The 23,714-nt window shown below is 66.8% G+C and carries 18 protein-coding genes; 6 read left to right on the top strand and 12 right to left on the bottom strand.

The annotated features are described in order from the left end of the window. Positions 1-71 precede the first annotated feature (71 nt). Positions 72-1,139, bottom strand: a complete 1,068-nt coding sequence (locus VG556_RS12710; protein WP_049439328.1) for a hypothetical protein — start codon at positions 1,137-1,139, stop codon at positions 72-74. Between the two features lie 296 nt (positions 1,140-1,435). On the opposite strand from VG556_RS12710, the gene VG556_RS12705 reads away from it, so the two are divergent. After that, the gene (locus VG556_RS12705) at positions 1,436-3,010 is read left to right on the top strand and encodes a sensor domain-containing diguanylate cyclase (protein ID WP_100450697.1); all 1,575 of its coding nucleotides are present in this window, start codon (positions 1,436-1,438) and stop codon (positions 3,008-3,010) included. A gap of 39 nt (positions 3,011-3,049) precedes the next feature. On the opposite strand, the gene VG556_RS12700 is transcribed toward VG556_RS12705, so the two are convergent. Further along, on the bottom strand, positions 3,050-3,940 hold the full coding sequence (locus VG556_RS12700) for an energy transducer TonB (protein WP_100450698.1): 891 nt from the start codon (positions 3,938-3,940) through the stop codon (positions 3,050-3,052). An 80-nt stretch (positions 3,941-4,020) separates the two neighbouring features. Next, entirely contained in the window at positions 4,021-5,751 is a 1,731-nt protein-coding gene (gene aceK / locus VG556_RS12695; protein WP_100450699.1) for a bifunctional isocitrate dehydrogenase kinase/phosphatase, read from the bottom strand. 155 nt (positions 5,752-5,906) lie between these two features. Between aceK and VG556_RS12690 the strand changes: the two genes are divergently transcribed. After that, positions 5,907-6,428, top strand: a complete 522-nt coding sequence (locus VG556_RS12690) for a KilA-N domain-containing protein (RefSeq protein ID WP_202909971.1) — start codon at positions 5,907-5,909, stop codon at positions 6,426-6,428. A gap of 72 nt (positions 6,429-6,500) precedes the next feature. Further along, complete coding sequence (locus tag VG556_RS12685) at positions 6,501-6,653, top strand: hypothetical protein (RefSeq protein WP_202909972.1); 153 nt, start codon at positions 6,501-6,503, stop codon at positions 6,651-6,653. A gap of 74 nt (positions 6,654-6,727) precedes the next feature. Here the strand turns inward: VG556_RS12685 and VG556_RS12680 are convergent, their stop codons facing one another. The 9 genes from VG556_RS12680 to VG556_RS12640 form a co-directional block, all read right to left on the bottom strand. Next, positions 6,728-7,087: a hypothetical protein gene (locus tag VG556_RS12680; protein WP_049404047.1), complete on the bottom strand. Its 360-nt coding sequence runs from the start codon at positions 7,085-7,087 to the stop codon at positions 6,728-6,730. A 53-nt stretch (positions 7,088-7,140) separates the two neighbouring features. After that, on the bottom strand, positions 7,141-7,557 hold the full coding sequence (locus tag VG556_RS12675; protein WP_111144255.1) for a roadblock/LC7 domain-containing protein: 417 nt from the start codon (positions 7,555-7,557) through the stop codon (positions 7,141-7,143). Then, positions 7,550-8,098: a GTP-binding protein gene (locus tag VG556_RS12670; RefSeq protein WP_014648641.1), complete on the bottom strand. Its 549-nt coding sequence runs from the start codon at positions 8,096-8,098 to the stop codon at positions 7,550-7,552. The genes VG556_RS12675 and VG556_RS12670 overlap by 8 nt, the downstream gene beginning before the upstream one ends. Next, on the bottom strand, positions 8,091-9,056 hold the full coding sequence (locus VG556_RS12665; RefSeq protein ID WP_053496027.1) for a hypothetical protein: 966 nt from the start codon (positions 9,054-9,056) through the stop codon (positions 8,091-8,093). The genes VG556_RS12670 and VG556_RS12665 overlap by 8 nt, the downstream gene beginning before the upstream one ends. Positions 9,057-9,372: 316 nt before the next feature. Continuing rightward, the gene (locus tag VG556_RS12660; protein ID WP_046432822.1) at positions 9,373-11,595 is read right to left on the bottom strand and encodes an NADP-dependent isocitrate dehydrogenase; all 2,223 of its coding nucleotides are present in this window, start codon (positions 11,593-11,595) and stop codon (positions 9,373-9,375) included. Between the two features lie 357 nt (positions 11,596-11,952). Further along, positions 11,953-12,465, bottom strand: coding sequence for a hypothetical protein (locus VG556_RS12655; protein ID WP_049404042.1), 513 nt, complete (start codon positions 12,463-12,465; stop codon positions 11,953-11,955). Between the two features lie 45 nt (positions 12,466-12,510). Then, positions 12,511-12,804, bottom strand: coding sequence for a LysM peptidoglycan-binding domain-containing protein (locus tag VG556_RS12650; RefSeq protein ID WP_005419771.1), 294 nt, complete (start codon positions 12,802-12,804; stop codon positions 12,511-12,513). Between the two features lie 285 nt (positions 12,805-13,089). Then, a complete protein-coding gene (gene queF, locus VG556_RS12645; RefSeq protein ID WP_100450700.1) occupies positions 13,090-13,908 on the bottom strand; it encodes an NADPH-dependent 7-cyano-7-deazaguanine reductase QueF in 819 nt (272 codons plus the stop codon). Positions 13,909-14,438: 530 nt separating this feature from the next. After that, positions 14,439-15,758, bottom strand: coding sequence for a M20 family metallopeptidase (locus VG556_RS12640; protein WP_032957881.1), 1,320 nt, complete (start codon positions 15,756-15,758; stop codon positions 14,439-14,441). Positions 15,759-15,944: 186 nt separating this feature from the next. Between VG556_RS12640 and VG556_RS12635 the strand changes: the two genes are divergently transcribed. From VG556_RS12635 to VG556_RS12625, 3 genes are all read left to right on the top strand, one after another. Beyond that, positions 15,945-17,189 carry an efflux RND transporter periplasmic adaptor subunit gene (locus VG556_RS12635; protein WP_014648647.1) on the top strand — a complete coding sequence of 415 codons (1,245 nt, stop codon included), beginning with the start codon at positions 15,945-15,947 and terminating at the stop codon, positions 17,187-17,189. A 74-nt stretch (positions 17,190-17,263) separates the two neighbouring features. Continuing rightward, entirely contained in the window at positions 17,264-20,497 is a 3,234-nt protein-coding gene (locus VG556_RS12630; protein WP_100450701.1) for an efflux RND transporter permease subunit, read from the top strand. Positions 20,498-20,528: 31 nt separating this feature from the next. Beyond that, a complete protein-coding gene (locus VG556_RS12625) occupies positions 20,529-23,651 on the top strand; it encodes an efflux RND transporter permease subunit (RefSeq protein WP_049403847.1) in 3,123 nt (1,040 codons plus the stop codon). Positions 23,652-23,714 lie beyond the last annotated feature (63 nt).

Here is a 23,714-nt window from a genome sequence, read left to right as displayed (position 1 = left end):
AACCAGAAGAGGCCCCGCGATGCGGGGCCTCTTCATTGGAACCAGCGTCCCCGTCCGTGGGCACCATGGAGCTATCGGCAGATCTGCCGCGGGTCCAACTCCAGATCACGACAGATGCGATCATGCGCCAGGTGCGCCGCCCGATGCCTGAGGCCAACGGCAGCCAGCCAGCCGGGAATGGACGGCAAGAGCATCTCCCATACATCAGCCTGCAATCGCCCCCTCAATGCGATCAGCAGCTGGCGGGCCTCATCTTTGGCACCCGCGAGATACGCCGCAAATGCAAATGTCTCCATGCAGATCCCGTGATAGCTGTCGCCATGAAGGGATGCAATGTCCCGCAGACGACACTCCAGGGTTTCCGGCGTGGCACCGGCCCATTTCAGTATTGCGCGGCGTAGCCACGCAGCGGTTGTCTCGTTTCCGAGATGGCGGGAGATTCCTCGCATTGAGCTGAAGCCGTCCGCCACGGTCAGGGCATCATCCAGCAGCGCTTGTGCAGCCACGATGTGCGAGCAGCTGCCAGCGGGCGCGTTCTCAACCACCCAATCGGCAAATCGAAAGTGATCATCCGGCTCGCCTCCCCAGCGCTGCCATGTCCCTCTCGCATACTGCACGATCGAAGGGCAATGGAACGGCTCGGCCGCCATCGCCGCATTGAGCCAGTCATCCCTGTTTCCGTCACCGGTGCCGACCACGACGTCACAGTGAATCAGGCCAGCCAACGCCATTGCATTGCCAGGCTCCTGGGCCACGATGTCCGAGAGCTTCCGATATGCCTGCATCATGATCCCGGGGTATCTGCGTCGCCGCAACATCGGGATATCCGCTGCGTAGCTCTCACCGCGGACTGACCATGCCTTGTTGATTTCCGCATATGCAGAAACCAGTAGAGGGTGAGAGGACTGTGGCAACGCCTGCGTCCACGTCTTGATCCATCGACCAACCCGACGTTCCACCGACAAGCGCCAGACAAGGTGCTCATGGGTTTCAGCCGGCACCCCCGCCATCACGGCCTCGGCCGAAGCATGGTCACCGGCATTCAGGTGCATGCGAACCCGCGAAAGATGGGATTCGACAAAGTGGCCTCGATGGGTTGCGCAAGGAAGAACCCTCAAGCTCTGCAGCAGAAATCGCATGAACGTGCATCCTCCAAACGCACCATGCTTTCAGTTCCCGGGGGCAGGTACCATGCGAATAGTTGTAGATTTCCTTGACCAGCCAGACTGACCCTGCGCCCACGCGTCCTGGCACCGAGCTCGCTGCGGCAGGTTTTTTTTTGCCTGCAGGGCGACCCACTTCACTTTGCCGCCGCCGACTTTTGGCGATAATCCGCCCGATACCCTGCCCGGCCCTGCGGGCGTGGCCACCGATTCCGCTGTCGCCCCTTCCGGAGAACCGGTCGGGTCCAGCCTCCTGCCGGATCCGTCGACGCATGCGAACGCTGTCTCCCCGCCTCAACCTGGGCAAGCTGATCCTCGCCCTGGCCCTGCTCAGCGCCATCATCGCCCTGGCCAATACCCTGCTGGCCAGCTACCGCGTGCAGCGCGACCAGCTGGTCGGCAATACCCTGGAAGCCAACCGCGTCTATGCCACCAAGCTGGCCGAGACCACCCAGAACTTCCTGTTGGCCGCGCAGCAGGAGCTGGCCTACGCCGCCACCCGGCTCGGCCAGAGTGACCTCGATCCGGCACAGGCGCAGGACGAGGCCAGCCGCCTGCAGCTGCAGACCAACAGCTTCAATTCCTCGCTGGTGGTGGACGCCGACGGCCTGGTGATCGCCACCTCGCCGCAGACCCTGCAGCTGCAGGGCGAGATCCTGCACAGCGTCGGCAACAATGCCGCATTGGCTGCACGCCAGCCGATGATCAGCGACCCGTACCAGTCGACCACAGGCAAGCTGCTGGTCTCGCTGTCGCACCCGATCTTCGACCGCCAGGGCCACTATCGCGGCTACGTCAGCGGCACCCTGTACCTGCGCCAGCGCAGCGCGCTGCATACGCTGCTGGGCAAGCACTACTACCGCGACGGCTCCTACCTGTACGTGGTCGACCGCCATGGCCGCCTGCTGTACCACGCCGACAGCAAGCGGGTCGGCGACTACGTGGTCGGCAACCCGGCGGTGAAGGCGGTGGTGCGCGGTGAGCGCGGCGCGCAGCAGGTCCGTAACAACCTGGGCGTGTCGATGCTGGCCGGTTACGCGCCGGTACCGGCCACTGGTTGGGGCATCATCGCCCAGCGGCCGACCGAGGCCACATTGCAGCCGTTGTCACGGTTGATGACCGCGGTGATCTGGAACGCGATCCCGCTCGGCCTGCTGTCACTGCTGATCACCTGGTGGTTCGCCCGGCGCATCTCGATGCCGCTGTGGCAGCTGGCGCGCAACGTGCAGGGTGGCGAGGACACCGGCAGCGCGATCAACCACGTCAGCGGCATCCGCGCATGGTACTTCGAGGTTGCCCAGCTCAAGCAGGCGGTCCTGCACAGCTTCAACGCCCTGCAGGACCGCATTGGCACACTCAACCGCGCCAACCGTACCGATCCGCTGACCGGCCTGCTCAATCGCCGCGGCCTGCAGCAGGCGCTGGATGCGCTGCAGGTGCAGGGCATTCCGTTCGCGATCCTGGCGCTGGACATCGATCGCTTCAAATCGATCAACGACAGCCACGGCCATGACGTCGGTGACGCCGCCATCGTCCATATCGCCGACCAGATGCGCCGCTACTCGCGCGACAGCGACATCCTCTGCCGTGCCGGTGGCGAGGAATTCCTGCTGCTGCTGCCGGGCATCAGTACCGACTCGGCGCGCCAGGCCGGCGAGCGCCTGCGCCAGCACATCGCCGATCATCCGTTCGAGCCGGTCGGCACCATCACCGTGTCGCTGGGCGTGGCCCACTTCCCCAGCTTCCATGTCGATGCCGAGCAGGCGCTGCGGCTGGCCGACAAGGCCCTGTACATGGCCAAGGAACAGGGCCGCAACCGCGTGGTGGTCTACCCGTACGCGGACTGAAAAGCGGCCGGCCTGGCCGACCGCTCCATCGCACCGGGCTCAGCGCTGCGCCAGCGGCGTCAGCAGGCGCAGGCCGCGCTGGGTGCCATCGACCATGTACACGCCGCCGGCCGGCAGCAGATCACTTCCCGCCTGTCCGGCGCCATCCGGCGTGCGCCAGGGTGCGGCCTGGCGCGGGCCGGGGATGAAGGCACGCCAGCGGCCGTAGCGTTCCGGCTGGCCGTTGTCGCTGTTGTTCAGGGCGAAAGTGACCGGCACGCGCACGGTCCATGAATCCCGCGCGCTGTCCTCGCCGGTGGTCGGCGGCGAGAAGGTCCACTTGCGGGCCGCACTGATACTGGCCTTGGCGAAGATGTCGCGCATCCTGGCCATGGTCCGTTCCGGTGCGACCACGGTCATGTTCACCTGCTCGGCAATGACATCGGCCACGGTGCCGTCGCGTGCGACCTTGACCAGCAGCAGTACGTCACCCTGCCCCCCATTGCGGAAGGCCTCTTCGGGGTAGCGCGGCGGCGGCATGCGCTTCTGGGTGATCGAATCGGTAGCCTTCGGATCATATTCACTGAAGTCGACGCTGGTCATGCTGATCTGGTAGTTGCCGTCTTCCTGCTGCTTGCCACGCAGGCGTACGCGCAGCGGCGCGTGGACGGCCACCGGCGTGCCATCGCGCAACGTCGGTTCGAACTGCCAGCCGCGGATGGCGCCTTCCACGAACGACACGATGCCGGGTGCGAGCATGGCACGCTGGTCCAGGACCAGCGTGCTGACCGAACCATCGGCCGCCACGTCGATACTGCCCGACAGCACCATGCTCATCTCGGCAGTGGCGCGCACGGCGCGCGCGTTCTGGGCCATGGCATCGGCCGGCAGCAGGGGAGCACCGGCGGCGAACGCCAGGGCCAGCGCAAGGAACAGGGGGGAACGCATCATTGCCGGATCCATGGTGATGAGGTGAACCCCGAGCGTACCGCAGTCCGAGCGGGACCGGCAGGCAGTACACGCCACGCCGTTCAGGCCAGGCGATGGACCGCCGCATAGGGCGGGGTATCCGGATAATCACCGCTGGCGAAGCGCGCCTGCAGGCCCTGCCACCACGCGGGATCAAACAGGTGCCGGTAATGTTCGCGCACCGCCGCCAGCTCGCCCGCCGGCAGGCCCATGAACGGGCCGAAGCGCTCGGGAAACACGTCGCGTGGCCCGACATGGAACCAGGGTTCGTCGGCCATGGCTTCCTCCGGCGTGCGCGGCTGCGGCCAGGCGCGGAAGACGCAGTCACTGACCAGGCACAGCTCGTCATAGTCGTAGAACACGGCCCGGCCATGCCGCGATACGCCGAAGTTCTTCGGCAGCATGTCGCCGGGGAAGATGTTGTTGCGCGCCATGTCGGTGATCGCCTGCGCGTAGTCGAGTACCGCCGCGCGCACCGCCTCGCCGCCCTGCTCGCGCAGGTACAGGTTCAATGGACGGAAGCGACGCTGCACATAGCACAGTGCGACTTCCACCTGGTCGCCATCGACGCGAACGCTCTGCGCGCATTGCGCAAGCAGCTCCTGCAGCAAGGCCGGGGCGAAGCGGTCGCGCGGGAAACGCAGGTGGCGATACGGCTGCGCATCGAGCAGGCGGCCGACGCGGTCGAGATTGAACACCAGCGCATACTTCTCTTCCACCTGCTGCCGCGACATCGCCTTGGGCCAGGCGAAGCGGTCGCGGATCAGCTTGAACACCAGCGGATAGCTGGGCAGGGTGAACACCGCCATGACCATGCCCGGCGTGCCTTCGGCGGGCACCAGCCGCTCCTGCGGATGTTCGTTGAAGTGGCGGAAGAAGGTCCGGTAGCGCTCGGTCTTGCCCTGCTTGGCGCGACCCAGCACGGTGTAGATCTCATCGATGGGCTTGCCCGGCAACAGGCTGCGCAGGAACACCACCGCATCGCCCACCGTGGCAAGGTCGGCCTGGAAATAGCTGCGCGACACGCCGAACAGATGGGCGACATCGCGACGCCGGGTCAGCACCGCATCTGCACGCAGGCCCTGCCCATCGTTGACCAGGGCGATCACGCACGGTGAGAAGCGGTGTTCGCCGAACACGCGACCCACCAGGTAGGCGCGGCGCTCCCGGTAGAACACGGTGTCGAGCAGCTCGATGCTGCGCACCGGCGTATCACCCCAGTGGGCCAGATCATCCTGCAGGCGCACAGCGATGGCCGCCGCGCAGCGCAGCTGGTGCGCATAGGGAATGTCGAAGCGGTAATCGGCCAGCACGCGCTGGAGAGCCTCCACCGGCCGCGTCGGCGAGACCGCATAGGTATGCCGTGCGACCGGGTGGGTGATCGCATCGGACGGCTCGACATCGAAGGCGATGAACTCCAGCGCCGGGTCCACGCCACGGGTGGAGAACAAGCGCCGCGACAGCGTGTTGTAGAAGGTCTTGTACAGTTCGGCGTCGATCAGCCCCCGCAGCAGTGCGCTATAGCGCGCATGCACCTGCAGCCACAGCGCGCGTTCCCCGATGGCTTCGCCGGCGAGACGCCGCAGCGCATCCATCTGTTCGGCGATGCACAGGTCGTACAACGCGATGCGCTCGACTGCATCCCGGCGCGCGCCCACCCAGTCGCGCTGCTCGAAACGCTGCCGCGCACGGGCGGTGATCGCCGCAAAGCGGGCGTGATACTGCTCGAAGCCGGCGTGAATGGCGCCGGCGATGCGCGACGCCAAGTCGGCAACGGTGTCAGGCTCGGACATGCAGGGCTCACCCGGGAGGACCTGCCTCACCATACGCTGGCGTGGGGTGGCTTGTGTAGGGCCACTGCATGCCGCGACAAACGCAACGATTCCTACAGACCTGATGCCTCCCTGCTGCCTACCCTTTCAGGCCCAACAACGGCACGAGGTGACGCATGCAGCAAATGACCTTTATTCCGCGCGTGGAGGAAGGCAACGTCATCCCGCAGCGCGCCCGCGACGGCTACATCAGCGCGACCGCCCTGTGCCAGTCCGTCGGCAAGCGCTGGTCCGACTACCGGGCACTGAAATCGACGGAGGAGTTCCTGCAGGAGCTCATGGCGCAGACGAAGCTGTCCGAGAACGAGCTGATCCACGTGGTATCCGGTGGGAACCCGGCCATGCAGGGCACCTGGATCCACCCGTACCTCGCCATCCACCTCGGCCAGTGGCTGTCGCGCAGGTTCGCAGTGAAGGTCTCGCAGTGGGTGGTGGAATGGCAGCAGGGTCGCGCCAATGCGTTGCTGCCCGTGCACATCGACCGCTACATGCAGAACCGTGCCAAGGTGCCGTACACCCATTTCTCGATGCTCAACGAGCTGACGTTGAACCTGATCGCACCGCTGGAGCAGGCGGGCTATACGCTCCCGCAGGCGCTGGTGCCGGACATCTCCGGAGGCCGCCTGTTCTGCAAGTAGCTGAGGGATCATCGCGGCGTCGACACCGATGCGCTGCCCACGTACGACCATGCCTACCCGGACGGCCGCACGGTGCCGGCCAAGCTGTATCCCAACGAGTTCTACGAGGACTTCCGCCGCCACTTCAACGAAGTGTGGCTGCCAGATCATGCGCCCAGGTACTTCGCCGCACGCGACAGCAAGGCTCTCTCGTTGGTCTCTGCACTGCTGCTTCCAGCAGCCTGAAGGCAGCGCCGAACGTGCTCGGCTGCTTCGGCTGGAAGCAGCCGAGCATGGTCCGGCGCTACGGAGGCGGCCACTCAGATCGCCAGTTCGGCCTCCACGTCCTGCACCTTGCGCCGGGCCAATGCCAGGTTGGACTTGGCACGGTCCAGCACGATGTAGAAGAACAGGCCCTTCTTCTTCGCCACCGGGCGCATGATGTGGTACGCCTTGCCCAGCGAGATCAGGATGTCCTCGATGCTGTCGTTGAGGTTCAGCGATGCGGCGGTCTTCATCTTGGCGCGGATCACTTCGGTATTGCCGGCGGCGGCCACTTCCATGTCCATGCCAGCACCGGCTTCGCCCAGCAGCATGCCGCTTTCGTAATCGACCAGCGCCACTGCCTGCGCGCCGTCGATGCCCATCAGTGCGTTCAACGAATCATTCAATCCAGCCACGTCGCACCCCTTGTCGATGTTGGTCCGAGCCCCTTGTTCCCCTGCGGCCGGGCTCACGATCCGCCGAGTTCGGCCAGGATCGCCTGGCCACATTCCCTGCTCTGCCACAGCACCTGGCCGATCACGCTGCGCTGGTCGCAGGCCGCCATCAGCAGCAACGGTGCGCGCCCTTCGGCCTGGATCGCCAGCATCAGCACCTTTCCGCCCGCCGCTTCCAGCATCAGTGTCTGCAGATCGCCCAGCACCAGTTCGCGCCCGACCGCCGCAGCCAGCGCCAGCATCGCGATGGTCATCGCCGCCAGCCGTTCGCCGCGCCCTTCGGCGCCGGCGCTGACCAGGGCAAAGCCATCGACGCTGGCCAGCACGACCGTGCGCACGCCTTCGACCCGCTGCTGCAGGTCCTGCAGCAGGGGCTGCAGGCGCTCACGCTGACCGGCGTCGGGCAGTACCGCCAGCTGCCCGTCAGCCATGTGCAGCCACCAGTGCGTGCGCTTCCATTTCGCTCATCAGTACATCCATCAGCAGCAGTCCCTGTCCTCGGTCACGGGCATCCACGGCCAGCAGCGGCAGCGGCTGGTCGTCAAGGCAGGCACGGATGGCCCAGTCATCCAGTGCGGCCTGCGGTGCCTGGTCCAGGTGGGTGACCGCCACGACCAGTGCCAAGGATGATGCGAACGGCTGCAGCACCTGCAGATAGCCTTCCAGCTCGCTGGCCAGGCCGGCGCGGCGCGCATCCAGCAGCAGCACCGCGCCACGGGCGCCCTGCAGCAGGATCGGCCACAGGAAATCGAAACGCTGCTGGCCGGGTGTACCGTAGAGACGCAGGCGTTCGCCGTTGGGCAGGTCGATGTCTGCGTAGTCCAGCGCCACGGTGGTGGAGGCCTTGTCGGCGCCGAGGCGATCACTGTTGGCCACATCCGTGTCGACCACCGCGCCAGCCGCGATGCTGCGTACCAGCGTCGACTTGCCGCTGCCCATGCCGCCCAGCACGACCACCTTGTGCTCACGCATTGCGCTCGCTCCCGCGCAGGTGCCGCCACAGGCGGGCGAGCAGTCCGTTGTCGGTGCGAGTGCCACCTGCCGCCATCATCAGCGTCGCCGGGGCGGCCTGCAGCTGCGCGTAGCCACACAGATAGGCGGCATGGATGAAATCGCGAACCGCCGCCGCCGGCAGTTCGAGCAGCATCGCGCATTCCTCAACCGTGCACGCACGCTTGAGCAGCAGCGAGCACAGGCGGAAGCCATCGTGGTCATGGCCCAGTACGCGGAAGTCCGGCCAGCGCAGCAGCTTCACCGAGGCGCCGCGCAGGCGCTCGTCCAGCGCCTGCCAATGGCGGCTGCGTTGCGCCCATTGCCACAGCAGTGGCCGCAGCGGCTGGCGTGGCCGCTCGCCGGCCAGGGCCTGCAGGCGCGCCGGTGTCAGCGCGTCCAGCTGCAGGCGCTCAAAGGCATCGGCCAGCCGCTCCACCAGCGCCGCAGCCGGCTCCTGCAACAGCACGGCCTGATCGTGCTCCAGATCCATCAGCAGCAGAGGCTCGCCCGCATCACCCAGCAGTGCCTGGCCCTGTCGCAGCGGCAGCCGCTCGCGCAGCAGGCGGGTGATGGCGTGCGCGCCATCTGCCAGGCGGATCGGCGCAGGTGTCTGCATGGCCAGGGGCTCCGGTGCCAACTGCATGCGACGCAACGCGCGACCGATGGCACCGTCATCAAGCACGTCCTGATGCCCGTCGCCATCACGCAGCTGGCCGCCGATGTCCTCGATCCAGCACTGCAGGCGCGGACGTTGCTGTCGCATGCGTTGGGCGGCGTTGCGCAGCGCCGGGGTATCGCGGATGACCAGCAGATCGCAATCGTCCAGATCCTGGCTGCGGCGGACCTGGCCATCCGGCAGCGCCGAGGCCAGGCGCAGCCGTTGCAGCAGGGCCTGCTCGCCCTGGATATCGGTTCCCACTACCAGCACGCGTGCCATCCGTGTTCCCCGTGCGGCCACCTCCCCGGTGGCCTCGCGTCGCCAAGGCTAGGGCATCGCCAGCGGCGGCCGTCGTGATCGATTACTCAGATTCAAGGCGACTGCGAGACCGCGCCGATCCATTCTGCGACCGCCATCGCGGGCAAGTTTCATGCCCCGTTGACGGCATTCCGACGACCGACGGATGTCACGGTTCTGGACATGGGTCGAATGGGGTCAGATCCCTTTTGCTTGCAAAAGGGATCTGACCCCAGCGCCATAAAAAGAAACCCGCGCCGAAGCGCGGGTTCCGGTGTCACGGCCGAACGGCAGTGGATCAGCCGCGCAGCTGCTCCAGCGCGGCGTTGAAGGTCGCGCTCGGGCGCATCGCCTTGCTGGCCTTGGCCACGTCCGGGCGGTAGTAGCCACCGATGTCCACGGCCTTGCCCTGCACTGCGATCAGCTCTTCGACGATCTTCTGCTCGTTGTCGGTCAGCGTCTTGGCCAGCGGGGCGAAGCGCGCCTTCAGGGCGGCGTCCTCGTCCTGCGCGGCCAGGGCCTGGGCCCAGTACAGCGCGATGTAGAAGTGGCTGCCACGGTTGTCGATGCCACCCAGCTTGCGCGATGGCGACTTGTCGTTGTCCAGGAACTGGCCGTTGGCTTCGTCCAGCGCCTTGGCCAGCACACGGGCAGCGGCGTTGTCGTAGCGGTTGCCCAGGTGTTCCAGCGACGCGGCCAGGGCCAGGAACTCACCCAGCGAATCCCAACGCAGGTAGTCCTCTTCAACGAACTGCTGCACGTGCTTCGGGGCCGAACCACCGGCACCGGTCTCGAACAGGCCGCCACCGGCCATCAGCGGCACGATCGACAGCATCTTGGCGCTGGTGCCCAGTTCCATGATCGGGAACAGGTCGGTCAGGTAGTCACGCAGCACGTTGCCGGTCACCGAGATGGTGTCCTCGCCCTTGCGGATGCGGTCCAGCGAGAACGCGGTGGCTTCCACCGGCGGCAGGATGCGGATGTCCAGGCCGGTGGTGTCGTGGTCCTTCAGGTACTGCTCGACCTTGGCGATGACCTGCGCGTCGTGGGCGCGGGCGGCGTCCAGCCAGAACACGGCCGGGGTGCTGCTCAGGCGGGCGCGCTCGACGGCCAGCTTGACCCAGTCCTGGATCGGCGCGTCCTTGGTCTGGCACATGCGCCAGATGTCACCAGCTTCCACGGCGTGCTCGAACACCACGGCGCCGGCATCATCGGTGACCTTGACGACGCCGTCGGCGGCGATCTGGAAGGTCTTGTCGTGCGAGCCGTACTCCTCGGCCTTCTGCGCCATCAGGCCGACGTTCGGCACCGAGCCCATGGTGGCCGGGTCGAAGGCACCGTGCGCCTTGCAGTCGTCGATGACGGCCTGGTACACGCCGGCGTAGCAACGGTCCGGAATGACCGCCTTGGTGTCCTGCAGCTTGCCTTCGGCGTTCCACATCTTGCCGGAGTCGCGGATCATCGCCGGCATCGAGGCGTCGACGATCACGTCGCTCGGCACATGCAGGTTGGTGATGCCCTTGTCCGAGTTGACCATGGCCACGCCCGGGCGCTGCGCGTACTCGGCGGCCAGGTCGGCCTCGATCGCGGCGCGGGTGGCTTCAGGCAGCGACGGCAGGCGCGCAGCCAGGTCACCAATGCCGTTGTTGGCATCGAAACCGGCCTGCTTGAGCACGTCGGCGTGCTTGGTCAGTACGTCCTTGTAGAACTCGTTCACCGCCACGCCGAACATGATCGGGTCGGAGACCTTCATCATGGTCGCCTTCAGGTGCAGCGAGAACAGCACGCCCTGGGCCTTGGCATCGGCAATCTGCTCGCCGATGAACGCGGCCAGTGCCTTGCGGCTCATGACGGCGGCATCGACGATCTCGCCCGCCTTCACTGCGGTCTTTTCCTTCAGCACCACGGCGCTGCCGTCCTTGCCGTGGAAGGTGATCTTCAGCGAACCGGCGTTGGCCAGGGTGGCCGACTTCTCGCTGCCGTAGAAGTCACCGGCGGCCATGTGCGCGACGTGCGACTTCGAATCCGACGCCCAGGCGCCCATGCGGTGCGGATGCTTGCGCGCGTAGTTCTTCACCGACAGCGGTGCACGGCGGTCGGAGTTGCCTTCGCGCAGCACCGGGTTCACCGCACTGCCCTTGACCTTGTCGTAGCGCGCCTTGTAGTCGCGCTGCTGGTCGTCGGCCGGGGTTTCCGGGTAATCCGGCAGCGGATAGCCCTGGTCCTGCAGTTCCTTGATGGCCGCCTTCAGCTGCGGCACCGAGGCGGAGATGTTCGGCAGCTTGATGATGTTGGCGTCCGGGGTGGTCGCCAGCTGGCCCAGCTCGGCCAGGTCGTCGCTGACCTTCTGCGCGTCGCTGAGCAGTTCAGGGAACAGCGACAGGATGCGGCCGGACAGCGAGATGTCACGGGTTTCCACCACGATGCCTGCGGTGGCGGTGTAGGCGCCGACGATCGGCAGCAGCGACTGGGTGGCCAGGAACGGTGCTTCGTCGGTCAGCGTGTAGAGAATCTTGGACATGGGGGACTTGGACTCTGTAGCAGTGCTCAGGGGAAGGCCGGCGCCAGCGCCGGGCCACGTGCAACCGTGTCGCGCGCGGGGCCGGGCCCCACGCTTTCCCCCGTCGCCGTCAGGGTGGGCGCGCGGCGGGGAAACCCCTGCATTGTCGCGTTTTCAGCCGCGCGGGGCAAAGCCGCGCCATACGCGGCGGTACTGCACGGCGGCAACGCTGTGATCCATCCGCGCCAGGATGAAGCCCCCCACAGCATCAGCAGATCCACGCCATGCGTGGATGAAGCCAGCCATCGCCCAACAAAAAAGGACGCAGCCTCGCGGCTGCGTCCATCGTGAGCCCTGCCGGGAGAGAGTCGGCAGGACCTACTTGACCTCGAACTCCTGCGGCGTTCCGGCCGCCTTGCCATCGACGGTGACCTCGGCGCGGTACTTGCCGGCCGGCCAGCCCTTTGCATTCTTGAACGTGACGTTGGTGGTTTCCGCACCACTGGTGTTCAGGGTAGCGTTCTGTTCGCCGGCTACCTGGCCGTCCTGATAGGTCAGCTTGGCGCCAACGGTGACGTTGTTTGCAGCGCCGTCGGTCTTGACCGAGACGATGATGTCATCCTTCGGTGCGAACAAAGCCGTCGTCGCAACCGACTTGTCGGCGGCGGCGGTCTTGCCGACGGTGACCGACGAGACGTTGACCGCAGAGGCTTCGGCCATCGGCGGCGGTGCGCCGGTCATCGGCGCGGGAGCTGCGGGTTCGGCCGGGGCGGTCGCTGCCGGAGCGGCGTTGCTGTCGGTCGACTCTTCCTTCTTCTTGCAACCGACCAGGGCAACGCTGCCCAGCAGGGCGGCGATCAGGGCGGTCTGTAGCGGGGTGGTCTTGATCATTCGGGGTTCCTCCCAGGGATTGTCGGACGGCGTTCGATGGCCGGCTTACTTCGGCGGCAGTTTCAGGGTCTGGCCCGGGAAGATCTTGTCCGGGTCATCAAGCACATCGCGGTTGGCTTCGAAGATCTTTTTCCAGGCATTGGCGTCGCCCAGATGCTGCTTGGCGATCTTCGACAGCGAGTCACCCTTCTGCACGGTATAGGTGCCGCCGCTGACAACGTCTGCGGTGCTGTCCACCGAAGCGCTGACGCCGGAGAAGTCCGCCTTCGGCACCTGCTCGGCGGTACTGTCGACACTGCCACTGACGCCGGAGAAATCGGCTTTCTTCTCGGTACTCATCCACAACTCCCGTCTGCATGACTACGTGATTCGCACGGTGCCATGGAGGTTGTTAAATGGGGATGGTGCAGATGTGAAGCCGCCCCCCGGGGCGGCTGAACAATCGGGGGAATGGACGCCCGGTAGTGCCGGCCGCTGGCCGGCTGTGCCAGGGGGATCCGGCCTTGGCCGATTGCCGGCCAGCGGCCGGCTCTACCCGTAACCACCTGCGAATCATGGTAGTGCCGGCCGCTGGCCGGCGCTCGCCGGGCATGGCCCGGCGCAACGGGCAACCGCCTGTGGCGGTTACTGCCGCAGTTCGCGGTAGGTCGCGGCCGGGGCGGCGATGCCCGGGCTGGCACGCCAGGGGTTGATGTCCAGGCCGCCACGACGGGTGTAGCGGGCCTCCACTTCCAGCCACTGCGGCTGGCAGCGCGCAGACACCTCGCTGAAGATCCGTTCAACACACTGCTCGTGGAACTCGGCGTGCTCGCGGTAGCTGACCAGGTAACGCAGCAGGCCGGCGCGGTCGATCTTCGGCCCGCGGTAGCGCAGGCTGACCGTGGCCCAGTCCGGCTGGCCGGTAACCGGGCAGTTGGACTTCAGCAGCGCCGAGACCAGGCTTTCCTCCACCACCTCGCCGGCATCAGCGGCGAGGAAGTCTGCCTGCGGCGGGCCGTAGCAGTCGATCTCCAGGTCCAGCCCATCGATGGATTCGCCGAGCGGCGTCTCACGCAGGCCCGGCAGGCCGAATTCGACCTCCACCGGCGCACCGGCGCAGGCCGACAGATCCGCCACGATGCGCGCGCGCAGTGCCTCGGCGCTGTCGATACGGGTGCTGTTGAGGGAGTTCAGGTACAGCTTGAACGACTTCGATTCGATCAACCGCGGCGAGGTGCACGGCACCTGCACGGTGGCGACGGCGACCTGCGGCTTGCCACGCGCGTCGAGCCAGCTCAGCTCGAAGGCATGCCAGCGGTCGTGGCCAACGAACGGCAGCGCGGCGTCATCGAGGCCGATCTCGGCGCGGGCGCCGCTGCGGGGGATGGGAAACAGCAGGCCGGGATCGTACTGCGACGGGTAACTGACCTCGCGACCGAGGCTGGAATCCTGTGGGGTGTTCATGGGCGCCATTGTATCGCGCGGACGGCGGGCCTTCGGCCGGGCTGGCCAACGGCGGAGCCCCTCCGTGGTGGTTGTGTTGCCGGATACAGGAGCTGGCCGTGAGGGTGGGTTGGCCGGGGGACGCCGTGAATCCATCCATGGAGGCTCGGTCGCCGCATCCATGCGGCTCACGCCCCCAGCCAACCCACCCTCCCGGCCACGGACAATTTCCCGCGCCACCACGGGAAAGATCAGGAAAATCAAAATCAGAATCCGATCCTTCAGACGTTCATGACGTCCGCCGTGCCGACCAACGGTCGGCACCCACCAACAGCAGCGGGCACCAACAGCCGCGGGACACTGTCGAAGGCGGGGTGGGTCCGGTTGAGGGGGTGTCCGCGGCATGGATGCCGCGGCCAAGCCCCCAGGGACGGGTTTACGGCGTCCCCCTCAACCGGACCCACCCCGCCATCCCACGGAATGCCCGCTTTTGACGTTGACGTTGCCGTTGATCCAAGCGGGTGCAGGGCTGCAAGCCCTGCCGGTACCGCTCACCCCGCCGGGGTGCCGGCACCGTGCAGGTAATCCAGGCTCACCTGCAGCAGCGCGCGGAACCCGACATCCAGCGCCTTCTCATCCAGCAGGAACTTCGGCGAATGGTTCGCCGGCGCCGTTGCCGGATCGATGCCCGCGCTGGTGGAGCCGACGAAGAAGAACATGCCCGGCACCTCCTTGGCGTACAGCGAGAAATCTTCCGCACCCATCTGCAGCGGTGGCTCGTATACGTTGTCCTTGCCCACCACCGCCTGCAGGCTCGGCAGCATCTTCGCGGTCAGTGCCGGGTTGTTCACCGTGGCCGGGTTGCCATCGGCTTCGTAGATCTCGGTCACCGCCTTGGCACCATGCGCGGCGGCGGTGTGCTCGGCCACGTTGCGCAGGTCGGCGAAGATCTGCTGGCGCATGCCTTCGTCGAAGGTGCGGATGGTGCCGACCATCTCCACTTCATCGGGAATGATGTTGTAGCGGATGCCGCCGTTGATCGCGCCGAAGGTCAGCACTGCCGGCTGCTTGGACAGGTTGGCGCGGCGGCTGACGATGGTCTGCGCGGTGCCCACCAGGTCGGCGGTGGCGACGATCGGATCAACCCCGTTCCACGGCGCCGAGCCATGCGTCTGGCGGCCGATCACCTTGATCCCGAACCGGTCCGAGGCCGCCATCAACGGGCCACCGCGCACCGCGATCTGACCCACCTGCACGCTGGAGAACACATGCAGGCCGAACACCGCTTCCGGCTTGAAATCGGCGAACAGGCCTTCCTTCAGCATGAGTGCCGCACCACCCTCTTCCGGCGGCGGTGCGCCCTCCTCGGCCGGCTGGAAGATCAGCATCACCTGGCCCGGCAGGTCCTTCTTCATCGACACCAGTGCTTCGGCCACGCCGAGCAGGGTCGCGGTGTGGGCGTCATGGCCACAGGCATGCATCACGCCCACGGTCTGCCCGCGGTACTGGTCAGTGGCCTTGGAGGCGAACGGCAGGCCGGTCTGCTCGGTCACCGGCAGCGCGTCCATGTCGGCGCGCAGGGCGATCTTCGGCCCCGGCTTGCCGCCCTCGATGATCGCAACCACGCCGTGGTGGGCGATGCCGGTCTTCGGCTTCAGGCCCATCGCACGCAGGCGCTTGGCGACCTCGGCCGAGGTGCGCGCCTCGCGGTTGGACAACTCCGGATGCTGGTGGAAATCGCGGCGCCATTCGACCACCTTGGCCTGCAGCCGCTGCGCGGCGGCGGTCACTTCCGGGCGCTGCCCGTCCTGGGCGTGGGCAAGGGCCGGCAGGGCCAGCAGCAGGGCGGACAGCAGCAGCGAACGGCGCATCGCAATCTCCACGGCAGAAGGGTTCCAGCTGAATGTAGGGCAACACCGCCGCCACGGGAACCTCCGGCGCTCGATCCGGTCTTAGCGCCCGTCCCATCCGTCATGCAGGAAACGTGATGTGGCACAGGTATGCTTTGCGCATTGCCCCGGCGTCCCGCCTGGTCCAGCCCTCTCGGAGTCCTCGTAATGTCACGTGTTTGGAAGATCGTGCTGCTGGTCGTGGCAGTGCTGGTGCTGGCCGTGGTCGGCCTGCGCGTCATGGGCGGGGGCAAGGACAAGGCCGGTGGTGCAGCTGCGGGGGCGCGCCAGGGCGGCGAGGATCCGAATGCCGGTCCAGTACCGGTGACCGTGGTGGAGGCCACGCGCCAGGACGTGCCGGTGTATGCCAGCGCGCTGGGCACGGTGACTGCGATGAACACCGTTACCGTCAGCCCGCAGGTCGGCGGCCAGCTGATGAGCCTGAATTTCCGCGAAGGCCAGGAAGTGAAGCAGGGTGACGTGCTGGCGGTGATCGATCCGCGCACGGCCCAGGCCAGCTATGACCAGGCCGCCGCAGCCAAGCGCCAGAACGAAGCCCTGCTGGCCACTGCGCGCTCCAACTTCCAGCGCTCGAACGCGCCTGAGTATCGCCAGTACGTCGCCAAGACCGATCTGGATACACAGCGAAACCAAGTGGCACAGTACGAAAGCGCCGTGGCCGCCAACGAGGCCAGCATGCGTTCGGCGCAGGTGCAGCTGCAGTACACCAAGGTCACCGCACCGATCTCCGGCATCGCCGGCATCCGCGCGGTCGACGCGGGCAACGTGGTCAACGCCGGCACCGCGCTGGTCACGCTGACCCAGATCCATCCGATCCACGTGCTGTTCAACCTGCCCGAGCGCCAGCTCGGCGACGTGCGCCAGGCGCAGGCCGCCGGCACGGTGCCGGTGGCCGCGCTGGACCGTGCCGATTCGCATGTGTTGTCCGGCGACGGCAAGCTCGACGTGGTCGACAACCTGATCAGTGCCGACAGCGGCACGTTCAAGGCGCGCGCGATTTTCGACAACACCGACAACGGCCTGTGGCCGGGCCAGTTCGTCAACGTGCGCATGCAGCTGCGCACGATCGCCGGTGGTGTGGTCATCCCCACCCAGGCGGTGCTGCGTGGCCCGGATGGCGAGTACGTCTACATCGTGCAGGGCGACAACACGGTAAAGATGCAGACCGTGCGCAGCGGCGTGGAAGTGGGCGACAGCCAGGTGCAGATCGCCGAAGGCCTGAAGGGCGGCGAGCGGGTGGTCAGTGAAGGCCAGTTCCGCCTGAAGCCGGGCAGCAAGGTCACCGCGTTGAAGCCGGGCGAGACCCCGGCCGCACCGACCGAGGCCGAACTGAAGGCGGCCGAGCAGAAGAACGCAGGCGGCGGTGGCCGCCGCGGTGGTGGCCCGCGCTGAGCGCAGGCCACGGTTCTCCCTCGCGCCGGCATACCCGCCGGCGCCGACATTGAAGTGCCAGCAAGGATCAGTCCGTGGGCTTTTCGACGATCTTCATCCGCCGCCCGATCGCCACCTCGCTGTTGATGGCGGGCCTGTTGCTGCTGGGCATCCTCGGTTACCGCAAGCTGCCGGTGTCGGCGCTGCCGGAAATCGATGCGCCCAGCCTGGTGGTCACCACCCAGTACCCCGGTGCCAACGCCACCACCATGGCCTCGCTGGTCACTACCCCGCTGGAGCGCCAGTTCGGGCAGATTTCCGGGTTGGAGCTGATGACCTCCGACTCGTCGGCCGGGTTGTCGACGATCATCCTGCAGTTCTCGATGGACCGCGACATCGACATCGCCGCGCAGGACGTGCAGGCGGCGATCCGCCAGGCCACCCTGCCCTCGTCGCTGCCCTACCAGCCGGTCTACAACCGGGTGAATCCGGCCGACGCAGCCATCGTCACACTGAAACTGACGTCCGACACGCGCCCGCTGCGCGACGTCAACAATTACGCCGACTCGATCCTGGCCCAGCGCCTGTCGCAGGTGCAGGGCGTGGGACTGGTGTCGATCGCCGGCAACGTGCGCCCTGCCGTGCGCATCCAGGTCAATCCGGCGCAGTTGTCGAACATGGGCCTGACCCTGGAGCAGCTGCGCAGCGCGCTGACCCAGGCCAACGTCAATGCGCCCAAGGGCTCGTTGAACGGCAAGACACAGTCCTACAGCATCGGCACCAACGACCAGCTGGCCAGCGCCGCCGAGTACCGCGACACCATCATCAGCTACAAGAACGGCCGCCCGGTGCGGCTGTCGGACGTGGCCGAGGTGATCGATGGCGTGGAGAACGACCAGCTGGCCGCCTGGGCCGATGGAAAGCCGGCGGTGCTGCTGGAAGTCCGGCGCCAGCCTGGTGCCAACATCGTGCAGACCGTCGAGCGCATCCGCGCGATCCTGCCGCAGCTGCAGGGCGTGCTGCCGGCCGACGTGCACCTGGAGATCTTCAACGACCGCACTGAGACCATCCGCGCCTCGGTGCATGAAGTGCAGTTCACCCTGATCCTCACCATCGGCCTGGTGGTGGCGGTGATCTTCGTGTTCCTGCGCCGGTTGTGGGCCACGATCATCCCGTCGGTGGCAGTGCCGTTGTCGCTGGCCGGCACCTTCGCGGTGATGGCCTTCGCCGGGATGTCGCTGGACAACCTCTCGCTGATGGCGCTGGTGGTGGCCACCGGCTTCGTGGTCGACGATGCGATCGTGATGATCGAGAACATCGTGCGCTACATCGAGCAGGGCAAGAGTGGCAAGGAAGCGGCCGAGATCGGCGCGCGCCAGATCGGCTTCACCGTGCTGTCGCTGACCGTCTCGCTGGTGGCGGTGTTCCTGCCGCTGCTGCTGATGCCCGGCGTCACCGGACGCCTGTTCCACGAGTTCGCGTGGGTGCTGAGCATCGCGGTGGTGCTGTCGATGCTGATCTCGCTGACGCTCACCCCGATGATGTGTGCCTACCTGCTCAAGCCCGACGCCCTGCCCGAGGGCGAGGACGCGCATGAGCGCGCGGCAGCGGCCGGCAAGCAGAACCTGTGGACGCGCACCGTCGGCCTGTACGAGCACAGCCTGGACTGGGTGCTGGGCCACCAGCGCCTGACCCTGGCCGTGGCCGGCGGCGCGCTGGTGCTGACCGTGCTGCTGTATGTGCTGATTCCCAAGGGCCTGCTGCCCGAACAGGACACCGGCCTGATCACCGGCGTGGTGCAGGCCGACCAGAACATCGCCTTCCCGCAGATGGAACAGCGCACCAAGCAGGTCGCCGAAGCACTGCGGCACGATCCGGATGTGACCGGCGTGTCGGCGTTCATCGGTGCCGGCAGCATGAACCCCACGCTCAACCAGGGCCAGCTGTCGATCGTGCTGAAGGAGCGCAGCCAGCGCGATGGCCTGGACGAGATCCTGCCGCGCCTGCAGAAGGCGGTGGCCGGCATTCCCGGCGTGGCGCTGTACCTGAAGCCGGTGCAGGACGTGACCCTGGATACCCGCGTGGCCGCTACCGAGTACCAGTACTCGCTGTCGGACGTCGATTCGGCAACGGTGGCCACCCAGGCCACGCGCCTGACCGAAGCGCTGCGCAAGCGCCCGGAACTGGCTGAAGTGGACAACAACCTGTCCAACCAGGGCCGCGCCCTGGAGCTGAACATCGACCGCGACAAGGCCAGTGTCCTGGGCGTGCCGATGCAGACCATCGACGACACGCTCTACGATGCGTTCGGCCAGCGCCAGATCTCCACCATCTTCACCGAGCTCAACCAGTATCGCGTGGTGCTGGAAGTGGCGCCGGAGTTCCGCACCAGCACCGCGTTGATGGAGCAGCTGGCGGTGGCCTCCAACGGCGCCGGCGCACTGACCGGCACCAATGCCACCAGCTTCGGCCAGGTCACCTCGTCCAACTCGTCGACCGCCACCGGCATCGGCGCGCAGAACACCGGCATCACCGTCGGCGCCGGCAACATCATCCCGCTGTCGGCGCTGGCCGAAGGCAAGGTCAGCAGCGCGCCGCTGGTGGTCAGCCACCAGCAGCAGCTGCCGGCGGTGACGGTCTCGTTCAACGTGGCGCCGGGCTATTCGCTGTCCGAAGCGGTGCGTGCAATCCAGGAGACCAAGGACAGCCTGGACATGCCCACCCACCTGCATGCCGAGTTCATCGGCAAGGCCGCCGAGTTCACTGGCAGCCAGACGGACGTGGTGTGGCTGCTGCTGGCCTCGCTGGTGGTGATCTACATCGTGCTGGGCGTGCTGTACGAGAGCTACATCCACCCGATCACGATCATCTCCACGCTGCCGCCGGCCGGTGTCGGCGCGCTGCTGGCGCTGATGCTGTGCGGCCTGAGCCTGTCGGTGGATGGCATCGTCGGCATCGTGCTGCTGATCGGCATCGTCAAGAAGAACGGCATCATGATGGTGGACTTCGCGATCGAGGCCCGCCGCGCCGGTGCCAACGCGCACGAAGCGATCCGCCGTGCCTGCCTGCTGCGCTTCCGCCCGATCATGATGACCACCGCCGCGGCCATGCTGGGCGCGCTGCCGCTGGCCCTGGGCACCGGGATCGGCTCGGAGCTGCGCCGCCCGCTGGGCATCGCCATCGTCGGTGGCCTGCTGCTGTCGCAGCTGGTGACCCTGTACACCACCCCGGTGATCTACCTGTACATGGAGCGCTTCTCCGAGTGGCTTGCCCGCCGCCGCGAGCAGCGTGCGTTGCGCGACGGTTCGCTGCAGGAGCCGCAGGCATGATCCACGCCCCGCTGCTGCAAGGGGCCGCACGATGAACCTGTCCGGCCCCTTCATCCGCCGCCCGATCGGCACCGCGCTGCTGGCCATCGGCCTGTTCATGGTCGGCCTGATCTGCTACCTGCGCCTGGGCGTATCGGCACTGCCGAATATCGAGATCCCGGTGATCTTCGTGCATGCAAGCCAGTCCGGCGCCGATGCGGCGACCATGGCCTCCACGGTCACCGCGCCGCTGGAACGCCATCTCGGCCAGCTGCCGGGCATCGACCGCATGCGCTCGTCGAGCTCGGAAGGCAGCTCGCTGGTGTTCATGATCTTCCAGAGCGGCCACAACATCGATTCGGCCGCGCTGGACGTACAGACCGCGATCAACTCGGCGCAAGCCGACCTGCCCTCGGGCATGGGCTCGCCGATGTACCAGAAGGCGAACCCGAACGACGACCCGGTCATCGCCATCGCGCTGACCTCGCAGACGCAGTCGGCCGACGAACTGTACAACGTCGCCGATTCACTGCTGGCGCAGCGCATCCGCCAGATCAGCGGCGTTGCCTCGGTCGACATCGCCGGTGCCTCCACGCCAGCGGTGCGGGTGGACGTCAACCTGCGCCTGATGAACGCGCTGGGACTCACTGCTGACGACCTGCGCAACGCCGTGCGCGCGGCCAACGTGACCTCGCCCACCGGCTTCCTCAGCGATGGCAACACCACCACTGCGATCATCGCCAACGATTCGGTGGCGCGTGCGGCCGACTTCGCCGACCTGGTGGTCAAGACCCAGGGCGATGGCCGGGTGATCCGCCTGAAGGACATCGCCAATGTCTACGACGGCCAGCAGGATGCCTACCAGGCCGCATGGTTCGACCACAAACCGGCGGTGGTGATGTACGTGTTCACCCGTGCCGGCGCCAACATCGTGGAGACCGTGGACCGGGTCAAGGCGCAGATCCCGACCCTGCGCGACTACCTGCAGCCCGGCACCACGATGACGCCGTACTTCGACCGTACGCCGACCATTCGTTCGTCGCTGCATGAAGTGCAGATCACCCTGCTGATCAGCCTGGCGATGGTGGTGCTGACCATGGCGCTGTTCCTGCGCCGGCTGGCACCGACGCTGATCGCCGCAGTGACCGTGCCGCTGTCGCTGGCCGGTGCCGCGCTGGTGATGTACGTGATGGGCTTCACCCTGAACAACCTGAGCCTGCTGGCGCTGGTGATCGCGATCGGCTTCGTCGTGGACGATGCGATCGTGGTGATCGAGAACATCATGCGCCACCTCGATGAGGGCATGCCGCGCATGCAGGCGGCGCTGACCGGTGCGCGCGAGATCGGCTTCACCATTGTCTCGATCACCGCCTCGCTGGTCGCGGTGTTCATCCCGCTGCTGTTCGCCAGCGGCATGATGGGCGCGTTCTTCCGCGAGTTCACCGTCACCCTGGTGGCGGCCATCGTGGTCTCGATGATCGTTTCGCTGACGTTGACCCCGGCGCTGTGCAGCCGCTTCCTCAGCGCCCATGACCACAGCGCGCCGCCGTCGCGCTTCGGACGCTGGCTGGATGCCGGCCACGAGCGCATGCTGCGCATCTACACCGTGTTCCTGGACTTCTCGCTGCGCCACGCGCTGCTGCTGTCGCTGACGCCGCTGATCCTGATCGGCGTCACCATCTTCCTGTTCGGGGCGGTGAAGAAGGGCGCGTTCCCGCCGCAGGACACCGGCCTGATCTGGGGCCGCGCCAATTCCAGCGCCACCGTCTCCTTCGAGGACATGGTCGCCCGCCAGCGTCGCATCACCGACATGCTGATGGCCGACCCGGCAGTGAAAACCGTGGGTGTGCGCCTCGGCAGCGGCCGTCAGGGCTCCAGTGCACAGTTCAACATCGAGCTGAAGTCACGCAGCGACGGTCGCCGCGAAACCACCGCACATGCGTTGGCGCGACTCAGTGCCAAGGCCGATCGCTACCCCGACCTGCAGCTGCGCCTGCGCGCGATCCAGGACCTGCCCAGCAACGATGGCGGCGGTTCCAGCCAGGGCGCGCAGTACCGCATTTCCCTGCAGGGCAACGACCTGGCTGCTTTGCAGGAATGGCTGCCCAAGCTGCAGGCGGAACTGAAGAAGAACCCGAAGCTGCGTGACGTCGGCACCGACGTGGACAATGCCGGACTGCGCCAGAACATCCAGATCGACCGCGCCAAGGCCGCGCGCCTGGGCATCACTGTCGGCGCCATCGACGGCGCGCTGTACGGTGCGTTCGGCCAGCGCCAGATCTCCACCATCTATTCGGACATCAACCAGTACAGCGTGGTGGTCAACGCCCTGCCCTCGCAGACCGCCACCCCGGCGGCGCTGGATGAGGTGTACGTGCGTGCGCGCAACGGCGACATGGTGCCGATCACCGCGGTGGCCACACAGATGCCCGGCCTGGCCCCCTCGCAGATCACCCACGAGAACCAGTACACGACGATGGACCTCAGCTACAACCTGGCTCCGAACGTGAGCATGGGTGAGGCCAAGGCGATCATCGATGCCACCGTCGCCGGCATGCGCATGCCTGGCGACATCCGCCTGGCCGACGATGCGGGCTTCGGCTTCAATTCAGATCCCAGCGACATGCTGATCCTGGTGTTTGCCGCGATCCTGACCGTCTACCTGGTGCTGGGCATGCTCTACGAGAGCCTGATCCACCCGGTCACCATCCTGTCCACGCTGCCGGCGGCGGGCGTCGGTGCGCTGCTGGCGTTGTTCGGCACCAACACCGAACTGTCGGTGATCTCGATGATCGCGCTGGTTCTGCTGATCGGCATCGTCAAGAAGAACGCGATCATGATGATCGACTTCGCCCTGGTGGCGCAGCGCGAGCATGGGCTGGCGCCGCGCGATGCCGCACGCGAGGCCAGCATCGTGCGCTTCCGCCCGATCATGATGACCACGATGGTCGCGATCCTGGCGGCGGTGCCGCTGGCGATCGGTCTGGGTGAAGGGTCCGAGCTGCGCCGCCCGCTGGGCATCGCGATGATCGGCGGCCTGCTGTTCTCGCAGAGCCTGACCCTTCTCAGCACGCCGGCGCTGTACGTGATCTTCTCGTGCCTGGCCGAGCGTTGGCGCGCACGCCGCGCACGCAGGCGCGAAGCCAAGCTGCTCAAGCGCGCGCAGCGGGCGTAGAAGGGCCCATCCACGCGCGGCGTGGATCTATGGGTAGAGCCGGCCGCTGGCCGGCTTTCTCCG

Source organism: Stenotrophomonas sp. CASM106 (assembly GCF_049384825.1).
Classification (GTDB): Bacteria; Pseudomonadota; Gammaproteobacteria; order Xanthomonadales; family Xanthomonadaceae; genus Stenotrophomonas; species Stenotrophomonas muris.
This window is presented reverse-complemented; position numbering and strand designations above follow the sequence as displayed.

What these genes read in the sequence shown, in the direction of transcription:
- VG556_RS12710 (WP_049439328.1), bottom strand. Translation starts at nt 1,139, where the DNA reads ATGCGATTTCTGCTGCAGAGCTTGAGGGTTCTTCCTTGCGCAACCCAT.
- VG556_RS12705 (WP_100450697.1), top strand. Translation starts at nt 1,436, where the DNA reads ATGCGAACGCTGTCTCCCCGCCTCAACCTGGGCAAGCTGATCCTCGCC.
- VG556_RS12700 (WP_100450698.1), bottom strand. Translation starts at nt 3,940, where the DNA reads ATGATGCGTTCCCCCCTGTTCCTTGCGCTGGCCCTGGCGTTCGCCGCC.
- aceK (WP_100450699.1), bottom strand. Translation starts at nt 5,751, where the DNA reads ATGTCCGAGCCTGACACCGTTGCCGACTTGGCGTCGCGCATCGCCGGC.
- VG556_RS12690 (WP_202909971.1), top strand. Translation starts at nt 5,907, where the DNA reads ATGCAGCAAATGACCTTTATTCCGCGCGTGGAGGAAGGCAACGTCATC.
- VG556_RS12675 (WP_111144255.1), bottom strand. Translation starts at nt 7,557, where the DNA reads ATGGCTGACGGGCAGCTGGCGGTACTGCCCGACGCCGGTCAGCGTGAG.
- VG556_RS12670 (WP_014648641.1), bottom strand. Translation starts at nt 8,098, where the DNA reads ATGCGTGAGCACAAGGTGGTCGTGCTGGGCGGCATGGGCAGCGGCAAG.
- VG556_RS12665 (WP_053496027.1), bottom strand. Translation starts at nt 9,056, where the DNA reads ATGGCACGCGTGCTGGTAGTGGGAACCGATATCCAGGGCGAGCAGGCC.
- VG556_RS12660 (WP_046432822.1), bottom strand. Translation starts at nt 11,595, where the DNA reads ATGTCCAAGATTCTCTACACGCTGACCGACGAAGCACCGTTCCTGGCC.
- VG556_RS12655 (WP_049404042.1), bottom strand. Translation starts at nt 12,465, where the DNA reads ATGATCAAGACCACCCCGCTACAGACCGCCCTGATCGCCGCCCTGCTG.
- VG556_RS12650 (WP_005419771.1), bottom strand. Translation starts at nt 12,804, where the DNA reads ATGAGTACCGAGAAGAAAGCCGATTTCTCCGGCGTCAGTGGCAGTGTC.
- queF (WP_100450700.1), bottom strand. Translation starts at nt 13,908, where the DNA reads ATGAACACCCCACAGGATTCCAGCCTCGGTCGCGAGGTCAGTTACCCG.
- VG556_RS12640 (WP_032957881.1), bottom strand. Translation starts at nt 15,758, where the DNA reads ATGCGCCGTTCGCTGCTGCTGTCCGCCCTGCTGCTGGCCCTGCCGGCC.
- VG556_RS12635 (WP_014648647.1), top strand. Translation starts at nt 15,945, where the DNA reads ATGTCACGTGTTTGGAAGATCGTGCTGCTGGTCGTGGCAGTGCTGGTG.
- VG556_RS12625 (WP_049403847.1), top strand. Translation starts at nt 20,529, where the DNA reads ATGAACCTGTCCGGCCCCTTCATCCGCCGCCCGATCGGCACCGCGCTG.